The following is a 16,715-nucleotide window of genomic DNA, read 5'->3' as shown; positions in this document are numbered from 1 at the left end:
GTTGTTGGTTTTCACATGCCCTTTGAAGGGCATGTGAAGTACTAGGCCCTTATAGGGTAGCCTAAAAACCGCACGTTTTACGTGCGGATTGGTTTTTGAATTTTATGTGCTGGATCACGATTTAATGTTTCTTAAAGATAAGTACCAGCAAGGGGAGGACAATACCCGTGGTGATGAATCCAAGTAAACCGGAATAGGTGAAACCAACTACAATGTAGCCTGCAATACTTGCGGTGGCTATAGTGATAGCATAAGGCAACTGGGAAGTGACATGATCCATGTGGTCGCATTTTGCACCGGTGGAAGACAGAATAGTAGTGTCCGACACTGGTGAACAGTGGTCACCACATACGGCGCCTGCCATGACCGCCGATAAACATGGTAACATAAATTCTACGGAACCATGCATCGCGTGGGAAGCGATGGCCGCGGCGATGGGCAGCATAATCCCGAAGGTTCCCCAACTGGTGCCGGTGGAAAATGCCATAATGGCGGCCAAAACAAAAAGCAGTGCCGGTAAGAACGCAAGTGGTAAGGCGTAGGATACTAAGGAGGCTAAATAAGTACCGGTTTTTATATCGCTGACCACATTATTGATTGTCCAGGCAAAAAACAGAATTAAAATGGCGCCAAGCATAGATTTCACGCCCAGCACCCAGGCTTTGACATATTCATGCAGGCTTACCAGGCGATCGGATAAAATACAAATGGATGCAATAATCACCGCACTTACACCACCGGTAACTAAAGATACACCTACGGTGGTATTTTCAAAGGCGCCAAGTATACTGAATGGCTTTCCGCTAGCTGTTAAGGCTAGGTTACCGGTGTATAGCATGGCAGAAATTGTTACGATAATAAGAGTGATAATTGGTAATACTAAATTGCGTACATGACCGTTTATACCGGAAAGCGTTTCTCCTTGCGTATTTTCTGTTTCCAATGCCAGTCTTTCATGTCTTGCCATGGGACCGATGTCAAAGCTGAAATAGGCTACGAAGAACACCATTAAAATGGAGAAAATAGCGTAATAGTTCATAGCACTCATTGCCATAAACGCTCCGATTGGTGAATAGCCGGTGATGGAGTAGGTTGCCAATAAGCCGGCGATTAAAGTAATGATATATGCGCCCCAGCTGGATACCGGCATGAGTACGCACATCGGTGCAGCGGTAGAGTCAAGAATGTAAGCTAATTTGGCGCGGGAGACTTTGAATTTATCGGTAATCGGGCGGGCAATAGCACCTACGGCTAAACTGTGGAAATAGTCATCGATGAAGGTGACGAAGACTAACGAAGCGGCAACCAGTTTTGCCCCACGGCGATCTTTAATCTGTTTTTGTGACCATTCTGCAAAGGCACGGTTACTGCCGGACATACTTAAAAGGGCGGTCAAAATTCCGAGTAATAATAAGAAAAGAATAATGTTGATATTGTTGGTATTTAAACCATCTTCCTTGACGAAGAGGGAGGATACGTTATTTTTTAAATAAACTAAGGTATTTGTTAGATTCACATCTGTCAGCATAATAGCACCGACAAAAATACCGACGCTCAAAGAGAGCAATACGCGGCGGGTAATGATGGCGAGTAACAACGCAAATAACGGTGGTAATACCGACCAGACTGATGATGAATAATCAATGAGTTCCATTTGTTCTTCCTAATATTAAGGGAGAACCACTGACTTTAAATATTTAATCGGGGTCGAAATGATTTAAAAAAGGGTAGGCAAAATAGGGCCTAACCTAACAGTAGCGCTCCATAGTTGTTTACAGACTATGACAGTGACGGTTCTTTCGAAGACGTCACCAACCAATTAAAATGACTTTTAACTGATTTCGGCAAACGTTCCTTTCCATTTTCTTCACCGTTATCCACTCGGAAAATATACTTATAACGTTTGCACCTCTACACAAGTAGGATGAGTTAAAGATTACAATAAAAAATGAGAAAAACCAATCACTAAATAAAATTTAGATGAAATGATTGAACTAATTTAATTAAAAATGGTATTTACCTATGTGGGTAATTTGTTTATGATAGCCTAGCTTCGTGTATATTAATTTAATTGTGTCTAGAGGAGAAAATTTAATGTCCGATGTGTTAAAAATATTAACGAATATTCGTAGTTTGCGTATGGTTGCGCGTGATTTAGCATTAGAACAGCTTGAAAGTATTTTGGAAAAATTGCAATTAGTCGTTACGGAAAAGAAAGAAGAGATTTTAAAAGCTCAGCAAGAAGAAAACGAGCGACAAGAACGGATTGCAAAATATAAAGAATTATTAAAGCAAGAAGGTATCACCGCAGACGAATTAGCAGAGATTTTAGGTTCCGATGCGGTTCGTAAGAAAAGAGATACCCGTCCTGCAAAATATCAATATGTTGATGAAAAGGGCGTAACGAAAACTTGGACAGGCCAAGGCAGAACACCTAAAGCGATCCAAGTACAATTAGATAAAGGTAAATCTTTATCTTCTTTTAAAATTTAATTCAATTTCTCTTAATAAAAGAAAACCCATTTTTATGGGTTTTCTTTTTATCTTAATGTTACGCATTATGATTCAAAATAAAATTTTACTGACCGATTGCCCTGATGATAAAGGACTCATTTCTAAAATTACCAATATTTGCTATAAACATCAGCTGAATATTGTGCACAATAATGAGTTTGTTGATTTTGAAACCAAGCATTTTTTTATGAGAACGGAATTGCAAGGTATTTTTAACGAAGAGACCCTGCTAGCAGATTTTAAACTGAGTTTACCGCCGGGAACGAATTGTCGTTTAATTAGCACAAAATGTAAGCGAATTGTCATTTTAGTTACCAAAGAAGCTCATTGCCTCGGTGATATTTTAATGAAAAATTATTATGGCGGTTTGAATGTAGAAATTGCAGGGGTGATTGGGAATCATGAAACATTACGCAGTTTGGTGGAGCGATTTGATATTCCATTTTTCTGGATTAGCCATCAAAATTTAACCCGTGAAGAACATGATTGTTTATTAGCCGAAAAAATTGATGAATTGGCACCGGATTATATTGTGCTGGCAAAATATATGCGGGTCTTAAACCCGAAATTTGTGGCGCGTTATCCGAATCGGGTAATTAACATTCATCATTCGTTTTTACCTGCATTTATCGGCGCAAAACCGTATCAACAGGCTTATGAGCGCGGTGTAAAAATTATCGGTGCGACGGCGCATTTTATTAATAACGAATTAGATCAAGGTCCGATTATTATGCAAAATGTGATTAATATAGATCACACCTATAGTGTGGAAGCTATGATGAAAGCCGGACGCGACGTGGAAAAAACAGTATTAAGCCGTGCACTGGATCTTGCGTTACATGATCGTATTTTTGTGTATAAGAATAAAACGATTGTTTTATAGACCGCACTTTGGCTGTGATTCTTTCAAACCATCTTCAGTATGTATGAAGACGGGTTTTTTATTCATGATATTCGGGCTTGAAAAGCGAAACGCCAGCCTTAATATACAATAACATTGCAAAATGAAGATAAATTATGGGCAAGAAAAAACGTTCGGCGAGTTCAACCCGTTGGTTAAACGAGCATTTTAAAGATCCTTTTGTACAAAAAGCGCATAAACAAAAGTTGCGTTCCCGAGCCTATTTCAAACTGGATGAAATTCAACAAACCGACCACTTGTTTAAATCAGGTATGACGGTGGTTGACTTAGGTGCAGCGCCGGGCGGGTGGTCGCAGTATGTGGTAAGCCAAATTGGGCTCAATGGACGGGTTATTGCCTGTGATCTTCTGGAAATGGATCCCATTGTAGGTGTGGATTTTCTACAGGGCGATTTCCGTGATGAAAATGTGTTAAAAATTTTATTGGAGCGGGTCGGTGAAGGCAAAGTAGATGTGGTGATGTCAGATATGGCACCGAATTTCAGTGGTATGCCATCCGTGGATATTCCGCGTGCGATGTATTTAGTAGAACTTGCGCTTGATATGTGCAAGCAGATTCTCGCCAATAAAGGAAGTTTTGTAGTAAAAGTTTTTCAGGGAGAAGGTTTTGATGAATACTTAAAAGAGATTCGTTCTCTGTTCAGTGTGGTCAAAGTTCGTAAACCTGAAGCTTCCCGAGACCGATCTCGGGAGGTTTATATTGTTGCAAGCGGTTATAAACACTAATCAAATTAAGTTACAAATAAGCTCAATTGATTTGATAACTTTAATTTTTGAGATAAATATAGTAACCTTACAACACGTTATTAACTTATAAATACGAGGTAATGCCTTGAACGATATGGTAAAAAATTTAATTCTTTGGGTGGTTGTGGCCGTTGTCATGATGACTGCATATCAAAGTTTTAATACCACTTCCGGCGGAGGAGTAACGGATTATACGACATTCATTTCGGATGTTGAAAATAATCAGGTGCGTCAGGCTAAATTTGAAGATAATGAAATTTTAGTCACCAAAACCGACGGCGCTAAATATACAACAGTTATTCCATTGGAAGATAAAGATCTTTTGAATGATTTGTTGAAGAAAAAAGTGAAAGTTGAAGGCACGCTGCCGGAAAGAAGAAGTTTGTTATCTCAAATTTTGATTTCTTGGTTCCCGATGCTGTTATTAATCGGTGTTTGGGTTTTCTTCATGCGACAAATGCAAGGCGGTGGCGGCAAAGCCATGAGCTTTGGTAAAAGCCGTGCACGCATGATGACACAAGAGCAAATCAAAACAACATTTGCCGATGTGGCGGGTTGTGATGAAGCGAAAGAAGAAGTAGGTGAGATTGTTGATTTCTTGCGTGAACCGAAAAAATTTCAAAATTTAGGTGGTAAGATTCCAAAAGGGATTTTAATGGTCGGACCTCCAGGTACCGGTAAAACCTTATTAGCAAAAGCCATTGCCGGCGAAGCGAAAGTGCCGTTTTTCACCATTTCAGGTTCAGACTTTGTAGAAATGTTCGTTGGTGTTGGCGCTTCCCGTGTTCGCGATATGTTTGAAAAAGCGAAGAAGAATGCACCGTGCTTAATTTTTATTGATGAAATTGATGCTGTTGGTCGCCAACGTGGTGCAGGTCTTGGTGGTGGTCATGATGAACGTGAACAAACCTTAAACCAAATGCTGGTGGAAATGGATGGATTCGAAGGCAATGAAGGCGTTATCGTTATTGCCGCAACGAACCGTCCGGATGTTTTGGACCCGGCGTTAACCCGTCCGGGGCGTTTTGATCGTCAAGTTGTTGTCGGTTTGCCGGATGTAAAAGGTCGTGAACAAATCCTCAAAGTGCATATGCGTAAGGTGCCGGTTGCACCGGATGTGGATGCCATGACTCTGGCGCGCGGAACACCGGGTTATTCCGGTGCGGATTTGGCGAACCTGGTCAATGAAGCCGCGTTGTTTGCTGCGCGCACTAATAAGCGCACGGTCACCATGGTAGAGTTTGAAAAAGCGAAAGATAAAATCAACATGGGACCTGAGCGTCGTACTATGATCATGACCGATAAGCAAAAAGAATCCACCGCTTATCACGAAGCCGGTCATGCTATCGTTGGTTATTTAGTGCCGGAACATGATCCGGTACATAAAGTTACGATTATTCCGCGCGGACGCGCTTTAGGTGTTACTTTCTTCTTACCTGAGGGAGACCAAATCAGCATCAGCCAAAAACAGCTGGAAAGTAAACTTTCCACGTTATACGCAGGTCGTTTGGCAGAAGATTTGATTTACGGTGAAGAAAATATTTCTACCGGTGCATCCAATGATATTAAAGTGGCAACCAACATCGCCCGTAATATGGTGACTCAATGGGGGTTCTCCGATAAACTCGGCCCAATTCTTTATGCCGAAGACGACGGGGAAGTATTCTTAGGGCGTTCTATGGCGAAAGCCAAACACATGTCCGATGAAACCGCACATGTGATCGATGAGGAAGTTCGCGCTATTGTGAACCGAAATTATGGCCGCGCGAGACAGATTCTAATCGACAATATGGATATTCTACACGCAATGAAAGATGCGCTGGTGAAATACGAAACTATTGAAGAAGAACAAATCAAGCAGTTGATGAATCGTCAACCGGTGACACCGCCTCCGGGTTGGGAAGAACCAAAAAACACAAATAAAGCAGAACCTCAACAGCCGAAAGCTGAGGAACCAAAAATGGCAGATAACGCACAGGGCGTGGAAACACAAAGTGCGGTGGAAAAAAACGATGATTCCAAATCTTTTAATAGTTAAACAAAAAGCTTTTTGAGCTGGCTGCAAAGGCTTTCTTTATGATTACGACTCGCTTTGTTAAGCGGGTTTATTTTTAGGCGTCAGTTTTAGGGAGTCGGTATGGAACATAAAATTGAAGATTTAATCCATATTTTTAATCAATGTTTTGAACAGGAATATAACACCAAACTAGTCAAGGGGGGTGATGAGCCTTTGTACGTGCCGGCAAATGAAGATTGTTCTTACAACGTCATCTATTTTGCCCGCGGATTCTACAGCAGCGGATTACATGAAATTGCCCATTGGCTGGTTGCAGGCAAAGAGCGTCGTAAGTTGGAAGATTTTGGTTATTGGTATGAACCCGACGGGCGATCGGAAGAGCAACAACGCTTATTTGAAAAAGTAGAAGTGAAACCGCAGGCGTTGGAATGGATTCTCGCCACTGCCGCCGGCTTTCGTTATTACGCCAGCGCCGACAATCTCAACGGACAGCCTGGAGACACCCGACCGTTCAAGCGGGCAGTATATGAACAAGTGAGAACCTATGCCGAAAAAGGTTTGCCTAAACGCGCAGAAACTCTGCGTCAAGCCCTCGCTAAGTTTTACGGCACGGAAGATTGTATTGATTTGACGAAGTTTGATGTAACAAGAATTTAGAACGCGAAAAGTGCGGTCAAAATCCACGGCGTTTTTTAACTGCACTTTGCTTAACGAAAAACATCTGAAATTTATACCGCACTTTTTAGCTATTCGGTGAAAAGTGCGGTTATTTTTACAGGCGTTTTTATTCGGCGGGATACCAATGTAGTTTGGTAAACTGAATTTGACATGGTTCGCCTTCGTTTAACAACGGGTCACGGCGTCCTTTTTGTACGCGCAGTTCTTGATCACCGATATGAACACTGTAATCAATGACTTCACCTAAGTAAGAACGGCGTTTCACGATACCGGGAATTCCGCCTTGATTGACGAATTCAATTTCCGACGGGCGACTTGCCAGAAGCGCTTTACCTTGAGCCAATAATTCTGCCGGAGGTGCCGGTTGAATATTAAAAGCACCTTCACAGTGATCAATAGTGACACCTTGCGCAGATAAATTGACGTTTAACTGATTGGATAGCCCAATGAAATTAAACACGAATTTATTCACCGGATTATTGTAAATATTTAGCGGCGTATCGATTTGTTCGATCACGCCTTTTTTCATCACCATAATCCGATCGGATAACGCCATGGCTTCCGATTGATCGTGTGTAACGTAAATAATGCTGAAACCGAATTTACGTTGCAATGCTTTGATTTCAAAGCGCATTTCTTCCCTTAAATGTGGGTCCAGGCTGGATAAAGGTTCGTCCAGCAACATCACATCGGGATTGAGCGCCAAAGCGCGCGCCAGCGCAACCCGTTGTTTACCGCCGCCCGATAGGTCATCAGGGCTTTTTTTCGCCACGTTCAGCAAATTGGTGTGGCGTAAGGCATCGTTAGTACGTTTTTCAATCTCCTGTTTGGATAATTTTTTTAGGGTTAGCGGAAACGCCACATTGTCATACACCGTCATGTGCGGCCAAACGGCAAAGGCTTGGAACACCATGCCGAAATGGCGTTTTTCCGGCGGTAAATAAAAGTTGGTGGCTTTTGAAGACAGCACTTTGTCACCCACTTTAATTTCGCCGGCGTCCAAATCTTCAAAACCGGCGATCATGCGTAATGTTGTGGTTTTACCGCAACCGGAGGGACCCAACATGGAAAAACATTCACCTTTTTCAATGGAAAGATTGAGATCGGGAATGGCTATGACATCGCCGAATTTTTTCATTACGTTATTTAGTTGAATATAACTCATTTTATTCTCCTTCATATTCGGCTATTTCTGCGTTTTCTTTTCGGCATAGCGTTTAATAACGGTTTGGCCGACCACGATGATAATTAACGCAATGCCTGCAAGTGCGGCGGAATAAACGGTTTCTCCGTCTTCATTCAGGGTATAAATGGCAACCCCGATAGTGCGGGTGGAAGGGCCGTACAACATCACGGAAACCGTTAATTCGCGCAGTGCAGGTAGGAAGATTAAGAAGAAGGCGGCGATCATCCCCGGTCTGACCAACGGAATAACGATGTCTTTCAGTGATTGCCACATACTGGCTCCGCAAGCACGGGCGGCTTCTACCAAGGAGTCATGCACTTGTTCCAAGGCGGCGGAATTTGCTTTCAAAGAGAATGCCATGTAACGGGCGATGTAGGCGATAAGGATAATCCAGACGGTGTTGTAAAGGTTGATACCGAATTTGCCGCTCCATGCCAAAATAACCCCTAAAGCGATAACGGAGCCTGGTACGGAGAATGGCAACATGCCTAAGAATTCCAGAATAGCTTTGCCTCTGACCCGCATTTTAACGATAACGTAAGAAATCATCACACCAGCAAACATGGTAATCACGGCGGCGGCTAAACCTAAGGATACGCTGTTGTGGATAGCGTCTTTGGTTAATTGCCATTCAAACAGGATGAATTTGTAATTTTCCATGGTGAGATTTTCCCAGGTAATCGGTAAACCGTAAGTTTTTAAACCGCCCACTAAGAAAATAGTCGCCGTCGGCAGCACAATCGTGAAAGCAATATAAAGCAGGCAGATAATCAATAACGGCATACGCAAGCCTCTGAGCTTCACTTCCACCGGGCGGAAACTTTTACCGGCGATGATTTGAAAACGTCCGCGGTTCAACACTTTATTTTGTAGCCAGATGATAAAGGCGGCGGTGAATACCAGTACGGTAGCTAATACCGTTCCCGTACGAATGGCGTCAAAACTACCCGCACTTTGGTGAATGCGTTCGTAAATTAAGGTCGGAATATTGAAGATACCGTTTTCAATCCCTAATACTGCTACCGTACCGAAGTGTGCCATGGAGTAGAGCATAATCAGCAACGCACCGGAAACGATACTCGGCATCACCAACGGAATGGTGATTTTGCGGGTTATAGTAAATAAGCTGGCACCGGAAATTCGGGCGGATTCTTCCAAGGTCGGATCCATGCGTTCCAGCGCCCCGCATACCTGAATGAAGACGAACGGGAACAAATACATGGTTTCTACCGCCATAATGCCGGCATAGCTATAAATATTAAATACCGGTTCTTCAAATCCCAGCGTGTCCATAAAGAACTGGTTAATGTAACCTGCGCGCGGCGAAAGCAACATTTTCCAGGCAAGGGCGCCGATAAAGGAAGGCAGCATGAACGGCACTAAGAACATGACTTTCATAAAGCCTTTATAGGGCAAATCCGTTCTGGTGACTAACCAAGCGAAAAATGTACCGACGCAGGTACTCATGATGGTCACGCCGGACGCGATGAACAGCGAGTTTAATAGCGCTTCATAGGTTTCCTGTTGTTTCAGAATCTGCACCACATCGGTGACGTTAAATTGTCCGTCCACCCAAAAGGAATTAATAAAAATTAGCAGTACCGGTACGGCAACCACGATAACTAAAATACCGATGGACAATGTCAGAATCACATTGGCGATATTGAACGGACTTTTGTTTGCTATTACGGCCATAATTACCCCCTTGCCGAATCCGTTATATTCGGGAACCAAAGCAAATCATGGAAATTCACATAATAGCTTTCTCCCTCCGTAAACATTAAATCTTGTTGTAGCGCCTTATTGGTCGGGACTTTCATACGCAACGTGACGCCGTCAATTTCCAGCATATAATCCATGACTGCGCCGAGGAAACTGGCGCGTACGACTTTTGCATGCAGCCCTTCTCCTTGCTTACTGAGGATAATATCCGACGGACGACAGCCAAGTTTGCCGGATTCTTGTGGCAAGTTATGCCAATGAATTGCTTGAGAACCTTGTCCGACAAAATGTTGCCTTTGTTCATAGCGTACGGGAATGAAATTCGCTAAGCCCATAAACTTAAACACGGTTTCATTGGCGGATTTTTCATAAATTTCCCAAGGCGTACCGATTTGCTCAATGGAACCGTCCGTTGCCATAATCGCCAGTCGATCGGAAATTGCCAGGGCAATTTCCTGATCGTGAGTAACGTACATAATGGTAATACCGAGTTTTTTCTGTAACTCTTTAATCTCAAAACGCATTTCCTCACGCAGATTGGCGTCCAGATTATTTAACGGTTCATCCAATAACATGAGTGATGGTTTGGCAACCAATGCTCTCGCCAACGCCACGCGTTGTTGTTGCCCGCCGGATAATTGTGACGGCAGGCGTTGTTCCAGCCCGGTAAGATTAACCAGCTCCACTACATCCATCACTTGCGCCTTAAGCATTTCTTTGTCGAGATTTTTAAACTTCAACGGATAAGCGATATTGTCAAATACCGTCATGTGCGGCCACACGGCATAGTCCTGAAAAACGACGCCTAAACCGCGTTGATCCGGCTGAATATCAATATGTTCGGCAGGATCACTTACAACCGTATCATCAATTAAAATCCGTCCTGAGTCAGGTACCTCAAAGCCCGCAAGCAAACGTAGCAAGACCGTTTTTCCACAGCCGGAAGGTCCTAGCAAGGTAAAGCATTCACCGTCTTTTACCGTTAACGATAAATTCTTTAGTACTTGATGGGAACCAAATGCTTTAGAAATGTTTTCAAATGTAATCGTTGCCATAAAGCACGTCCTTCCAGCAGATTAATTGCGACCTTGTAGAATTTGAGTGAATTTTTTCACGGTTTCTTCTTTGTTGGCGATGACGCTCTTATAGTCAATCGGAATTGCGCGGTTCATCGCTTCTTCGGCAGATGGTAAGCCGAATTCAGGATTCGGGGTAATACCTTTTCTCACCGGCAAAGTACCTTCGTGAGCAACGATTTTTTGTGCATCTTCGGAAAGTAAGAAATCAATGAATTTTTGGGCGCTGGAGAGATTTTTTGTCCCTTTAATAATGGCGGCAGGGCTTGGGATCACCAGCATTTCTTTCGGATAAGCGAGTTTTAAGGACGCGCCTTTTCTGATTTTATCATTAGTAATATAGTCAACGGCCAATGATGCCAGTAAGTCACCGGAAGCGGTATCATCCACGACCTGACCGGCGCCTTTACCGATTTTTGCCTTATTTTCTTTTAACTTCTCAAAGAATTCCCAACCGAAGGTAGATTTCAATAAAGACACGCTCATATAAGACGTACCGGATAGGGCGGGGTTGGCAATACCGAATGCGCCTTTAAATTGCGGGGTAAGAATATCCGCCCATTGTGCCGGCGGTTCTTTTTTCACAAAACGGGTGTTGTAGGCGATACCTAATGTGCCCAAGCGAATCGGTGTAAAGGAACCGTCAAAATCAGGAATCGGATTGATGATATTTTCTACTTCGGGCGAAATATAAGTTTCCAGCATGCCGGTTTCTTTCATATTAAAGAAATCCGGCACTTCACTGGTCCAAATAACGTCTGCCATAATCTGACCGGATTCTTTTTCCGTGGCGATTTTCGCCATCAATTTACCTGCACCAGCGGACTGATAGTCCATCGCAATATCTGGGTATTTTTCATTAAATTTGGCTTTTAACGCCCCGATGAGAGATTCTTTCATGGAGGTGTAAACGATGAGTTTGTCTTGGGCGACACCCATGCCGCTGATGGAAAGTCCTAAACTGAGTGCAATTAAGCCTGAGGTGAATTTCTTATTCATAATCAATTCCTTAATTTATCGATGTGAGTGTATGAGAGGTACTGCTTGACGAGTTATTCACTGAACAGAAAGTGAAATTCAAACGTACAATAGCACTAATACAAAATAAGAAAAGTGGACTCAAAGAATGTAAATGAGGCATTTTTGACTCAAATATAGCCTTTTGATTAAGCTGTTTTGACTCATTTATGGTCCATATCGGAAATATGACCTAAGAAAATTGCCATGAGTAACTCAAAATATTGAGAATAACCAAATTTTAATTATTTGAAATGGATCACAAAAAATATGAATGGATTGGTATTTTATAGAATTTGACTGGAATTCAAGGTTAGAATCATTTTATTCAACATATTTCGTATAGGTGATTTATATGTCTGGGCTAAAACGAGGTTATTTTCATTCTCTGCTTGTGGTGCTGATCATCGCTTTATCCTGTTTAGGAAGGGTATATGGCAATGAATTGGTCATCGGTACGACATTTTCACCGGAATCGCTATCTTATTTAATTACCGAGTGGGAAAAACAACCGAATGCCGCCCCGATAAGAATGCTAAACAGAACAAGCAACTCGTTAAACAAGTTATTTGATGATGAAAAAAACGATAATATTGATCTTGTTTTAAGTTCCTCTCCTATGCTGTTTTATCATTTGCAGGAAAAACAACGATTGGCTGCTTTGCCGGATAAATTCAGCCGGGGAAAAAAATTCGTGCCTGAGATTTTACAAAAAACAACCGTAGCATTTTCACTATCGGGGTATGGCATTTTGTCCAATGTATCCCTGCTGGAAAATGCAGAAGTGGATGTTCCCACCGACTGGTCCGGGCTTATTTCTCCTAATTTGCAGGGACTGGTTATTATGAGTAGTCCGAGCCGTTCCGATACGACGCACATTATGATTGAGGCATTATTACAGAAACAGGGCTGGCAGCAAGGTTGGGCGTTAATTCATCAAATTATGGCAAATGTCGGAACCATTTCCTCCCGTAGTTTTGGTGTCGTTGATAAAGTTCAGGCCGGGTTAGGCGCAGCTGGGATTACCATTGATAATTACGCAAATTTGCTCACACATTACAATGCGGATCCGCATTCGGCTTTGATGTTTAAATATTTTCCGAATTTCCCCGTTTCTCCGACGTTTATCGCAATAACGACAAATAGTACCAATAGCCGGCAGGCATCGGCATTTATCCATTTTCTCTTAAGTAATTCGGGGCAAAGCACGTTGTATCATAGCAAAATGGGCAAATATCCGATTATTTCGTTAGCTAAATCCCATCCGCTATATGCAACCCAACAATTTTTATTTTCCCAACCAACGATTGATTATCAGCTGATGTTAAAGCGTCAGGACGTAGTTAAACTGATGTTTGAGCATCAGATTATTCACCGTTTAGCTCAAATTCAAGAAAACTGGAAAATTCTGTATCAAAAGGAACAACAAGCAGGACATGTATTGCCGGAATTGCGGGAAATTTTGACCGCACTTCCTATAACGGAAAAGCAGGCGACTGACGAAAATGATTTGGAAACGTTTAATTCAAATGAGGCGTTGCTGCATTGGCAACAATTTTTCATGTTACAGCAAATGCGATTTGTCGATGCAGTGGAAAAATTATGAAAAAATGGCTTAAACGCTTGGATATCAGCACCGGTTTACAACTATCACTTATTATCAGTGCGTTGTTTTGTCTGTTTATCGGTGCCGTCGGTTTATATACATGGCATCAGCAACGCATAGAAATTGATTTTGCGATTGATCAGAATTTCCCTAAAATTCAAGCCGCTTTCCGTATGGAGGAGCAAATTAATTTATTGGAAAATACATTATTAAATGCAAAGAATATTCGAAATACGGAAGAAAAAATTAAATGGTTTAATGCGTTACAGAAACAAATTAAAACGCTCAAAGACGTGACCCAATCATTAAATGAAGATTTGAATGATGAAATTCCAAATATCGTAATTGAACAAGCCAATCTTCTGCAAGAGTTGTCATCAAATATTGATAATCAATTAATCTTGAATACGAAATTTAATAAAACGTTATCGGAAATCAATTGGTTACATAATGATTTTCGGGATGAATTTACGGCGTTATTGCAGGAAATTGTTTGGCAGCAAAAAACATTAGCCAATCATATTACGAATAATTTAACCAGATCTAAACAAATTGAACAACTTAGAAAATTCCAGTATGAATTATTGCTACTTTATGATTTCCTTACTTATGAAGAACAAATTGTCACGGAACTAAAACAACATATCGTCAGCCGCTCTGATTATTCATTAGTTGCACTCACAAATTCGCTTAATTATTTAAAGAATTTAATTGATCAAAAAGTTAAGTCTTTAGATAAACATACTTCAAGCTATACGATTAAACAAATTATTGAGTCCTTGCTGGCTATCGGAGAAAATGAACAATCGTTACCTCATTTATTAACCGAAAGAAAGCGGCTGGATATTTCCCAACAGCAATTAATGAATGAAAGCGAGTTGCTCATTTCCAAATTAAGACAACAAATTAACAGTCAGGTCGGTGATAATCAAAAACAATTAGAGTTGTTTCATTATTTAATAAATAAAACTACCAGAATAAACGGTTTGATTATTTTGTCTGCCATTTTATTTGTTTTCCTTTTTGTTGCAGCAATTAATTTTTATTATATTCGGCGGAGATTAATAGGGCGTTTTCAATCTCTTAATCAATCAGTTGAACGGATTATTAACGGCGAATCCTCCGTTAAAATTTCAGTTTGTGGTGATGATGAATTAGGGCGTATAGCAAAATTATTGCGATTATTTTTATTTGAAGTCAACACAAAAAATGAAGAATTAGAAAGAAGAAATCAAATTTTATTAAATGAAATTAGTGAACGTATTGCAATCCAGGAAAAACTTGTCAGTACACAACAAGAATTAATTCAAGCGGCAAAATTAGCGGTGGTGGGACAAACCTTAACATCTATTAACCATGAAATCACACAACCGCTAAATGCAATGAATGCGTATATTTTCAGTGCAAAAAGAGCGGTCAAAAATAATGATGTTTTTTCTGCGAATAACTATTTAGAGAAAATAGAACATTTAGTGGAGCGTACGGCACTGGTGGTAAAAAGATTGCGCCATTTTTCCCGCCAAACCAAAAATATATTGCATGAAGTTAATTTATCTGAATGTATAAATAATGCCTGGGATTTGTTAGAACCGAAACATAAGCATCTTAATGCACAGGTATATCTTCCCGCTGATCTGCCAAATGTATTAGGTGATGAAATATTATTAGAGCAAGTATTTGTTAATATTTTTATGAACTCACTGGAAGCCATGCAGCATGAAAAACCGGAAATTAAAATAGAAGTACAATATATATCACAACAGAAAATGATATTGTGGATTTATGATAATGGTTCCGGTTGGCCTTTGTCAGATAAATTATTACAACCTTTTTCCAGTAGTAAATCCATTAATTTAGGTTTAGGGTTAACGATAAGTTTATCTATTATGCAGCAATGCCAAGGTGAGTTGTTAATAGCCTCCACATTAACAAAAAATGCACTTATTATTTTGGAATTTAAGGTGGTAAATAATGTTTAATTGTCAGAATAATGTCTTATTAATTGATGATGATTTTGATATTTTGGAATCGTATGCCGATTTATTACAACAAGAAGGTTATTCTGTATTTGCAACTGCCGAACCCAAAGAGGTTATTCATCAAATCCCGGAAAATTGGTATGGCGTTGTTATTTGCGACGTATTATTGCCGGGCATTTCCGGATTAGATATATTAGATCGAATGATTGAAATTGATAGCCAAATTCCGGTGATTATGATTACAGGTCATGGGGATGTACCCATGGCGGTAGAAGCTGTCAAGAAAGGGGCGACAAATTTCTTTGAAAAACCGGTTTCGCCTGAAAAATTACTGATTCAAGTAGAGAACGCTTTAGAAAAACGGAAAAAAGTGATTGAAAAGCGCCAATGGCAAATGGAAAAAATTAATGACGTTTTTATTGGCAGCAGTGTTTGGATTAACGAGTTAAAAAAACAATTACAGAAACTGGCAAATTCAAATTTACCTGTTTTTATTTGGGGAGAGATTGGCACCGGTCGTCATTTGGCAGCCACTTATCTGCATAAATTAAGCGATCGAAAAACATTGCCGATGGTTTTTCACGAATGTACACAAAATGACAATATCAATATTATTGAGTTAATTAAAAAAACAAAATCAGGGACTTTAATTATTAAGAATATGCATTATCTTCCTGTTGAAGAACAACAACATTTAATTCAGTTTCTACACTATGAAGAGATTCAATTTCGTTTAATTTTATTGAGCGATACCGAGCTTAACGAATTAATTCGCTGTCGGCAGATAAGTGCCGAATTTTATTATTTTTTTATTTATACTCAAATTGAAACGCTTCCTTTGTGTAAACATATTATTGATGCGGTTGATATTTTTAATCATTATGTAAAAAATATTTGTTTGAGATTAAATAAACCTATCGTCATGCCGGATAAAAAAATATTGCAAAGTTTACGTAGTAAAGAATGGCATGGAAATGTGAAAGAATTGATTAACGTCGCGGAACTTTATGCAATCGGCTTACTTTCTCATATTCCTTCGGCGGTTGCTCCTGTATTTAATGACGCTCAGGTGAATTCGTTAGATGAAAAATTAAATCAATATGAAAAGCAGCTTATTGAAGATGCGCTGGTTTTTTATCAGGGAAAAATTAATGATGTGGTTAAACACCTTGATATTCCTAGAAAAAAACTTTACTTACGGATGAAAAAATACGGATTGGATAAGAAAAGTTATAAATTATAAATCAAAAAG

The 16,715-nt window shown here is 40.4% G+C and carries 13 protein-coding genes and 1 riboswitch; of the genes, 8 read left to right on the top strand and 5 right to left on the bottom strand.

Annotated elements, in window-relative coordinates:
- Positions 1-121: 121 nt before the first annotated feature.
- Entirely contained in the window at positions 122-1,654 is a 1,533-nt protein-coding gene (locus DK423_RS01990) for a Na+/H+ antiporter NhaC family protein (protein ID WP_005557127.1), read from the bottom strand.
- Between the two features lie 93 nt (positions 1,655-1,747).
- A riboswitch (Lysine riboswitch) is annotated at positions 1,748-1,922 on the bottom strand.
- Between the two features lie 172 nt (positions 1,923-2,094).
- On the opposite strand from DK423_RS01990, the gene DK423_RS01985 reads away from it, so the two are divergent.
- From DK423_RS01985 to DK423_RS01965, 5 genes are all read left to right on the top strand, one after another.
- Complete coding sequence (locus tag DK423_RS01985; protein ID WP_005557125.1) at positions 2,095-2,493, top strand: H-NS family histone-like protein; 399 nt, start codon at positions 2,095-2,097, stop codon at positions 2,491-2,493.
- A 67-nt stretch (positions 2,494-2,560) separates the two neighbouring features.
- On the top strand, positions 2,561-3,397 hold the full coding sequence (gene purU, locus DK423_RS01980; RefSeq protein WP_032996630.1) for a formyltetrahydrofolate deformylase: 837 nt from the start codon (positions 2,561-2,563) through the stop codon (positions 3,395-3,397).
- A gap of 134 nt (positions 3,398-3,531) precedes the next feature.
- Positions 3,532-4,161, top strand: a complete 630-nt coding sequence (rlmE, locus tag DK423_RS01975; RefSeq protein ID WP_005557120.1) for a 23S rRNA (uridine(2552)-2'-O)-methyltransferase RlmE — start codon at positions 3,532-3,534, stop codon at positions 4,159-4,161.
- Between the two features lie 115 nt (positions 4,162-4,276).
- Complete coding sequence (gene ftsH, locus DK423_RS01970; protein ID WP_032996629.1) at positions 4,277-6,220, top strand: ATP-dependent zinc metalloprotease FtsH; 1,944 nt, start codon at positions 4,277-4,279, stop codon at positions 6,218-6,220.
- 99 nt (positions 6,221-6,319) lie between these two features.
- Complete coding sequence (locus DK423_RS01965) at positions 6,320-6,856, top strand: elongation factor P hydroxylase (RefSeq protein ID WP_005557114.1); 537 nt, start codon at positions 6,320-6,322, stop codon at positions 6,854-6,856.
- A 127-nt stretch (positions 6,857-6,983) separates the two neighbouring features.
- On the opposite strand, the gene DK423_RS01960 is transcribed toward DK423_RS01965, so the two are convergent.
- Genes DK423_RS01960 through DK423_RS01945 form a run of 4 tightly spaced genes read right to left on the bottom strand, consistent with a single transcriptional unit; the run spans position 6,984 to position 11,860 of the window.
- Entirely contained in the window at positions 6,984-8,042 is a 1,059-nt protein-coding gene (locus DK423_RS01960) for an ABC transporter ATP-binding protein (protein WP_005557112.1), read from the bottom strand.
- Positions 8,043-8,063: 21 nt separating this feature from the next.
- A complete protein-coding gene (locus tag DK423_RS01955) occupies positions 8,064-9,758 on the bottom strand; it encodes an ABC transporter permease (protein ID WP_005557110.1) in 1,695 nt (564 codons plus the stop codon).
- 2 nt (positions 9,759-9,760) lie between these two features.
- The gene (locus DK423_RS01950) at positions 9,761-10,840 is read right to left on the bottom strand and encodes an ABC transporter ATP-binding protein (protein ID WP_061886052.1); all 1,080 of its coding nucleotides are present in this window, start codon (positions 10,838-10,840) and stop codon (positions 9,761-9,763) included.
- A gap of 21 nt (positions 10,841-10,861) precedes the next feature.
- Positions 10,862-11,860, bottom strand: coding sequence for an ABC transporter substrate-binding protein (locus DK423_RS01945; protein ID WP_005557108.1), 999 nt, complete (start codon positions 11,858-11,860; stop codon positions 10,862-10,864).
- Between the two features lie 373 nt (positions 11,861-12,233).
- On the opposite strand from DK423_RS01945, the gene DK423_RS01940 reads away from it, so the two are divergent.
- Genes DK423_RS01940 through DK423_RS01930 form a run of 3 tightly spaced genes read left to right on the top strand, consistent with a single transcriptional unit; the run spans position 12,234 to position 16,706 of the window.
- Complete coding sequence (locus DK423_RS01940; protein ID WP_005557107.1) at positions 12,234-13,484, top strand: ABC transporter substrate-binding protein; 1,251 nt, start codon at positions 12,234-12,236, stop codon at positions 13,482-13,484.
- Positions 13,481-15,463 (top strand): ATP-binding protein, encoded by a 1,983-nt coding sequence (locus DK423_RS01935; protein ID WP_061886958.1) that lies wholly within the window; start codon positions 13,481-13,483, stop codon positions 15,461-15,463. Before DK423_RS01940 ends, DK423_RS01935 begins: the two co-directional genes overlap by 4 nt.
- Entirely contained in the window at positions 15,456-16,706 is a 1,251-nt protein-coding gene (locus DK423_RS01930) for a sigma-54-dependent transcriptional regulator (protein ID WP_005557105.1), read from the top strand. Before DK423_RS01935 ends, DK423_RS01930 begins: the two co-directional genes overlap by 8 nt.
- Positions 16,707-16,715: the final 9 nt, after the last annotated feature.

It is taken from the genome of Aggregatibacter actinomycetemcomitans, assembly GCF_003130205.1.
GTDB lineage: Bacteria > Pseudomonadota > Gammaproteobacteria > Enterobacterales > Pasteurellaceae > Aggregatibacter > Aggregatibacter actinomycetemcomitans_A.
Note: the sequence above shows the minus strand (reverse complement) of the source record. Positions and strands in the feature narration are given on the sequence as shown.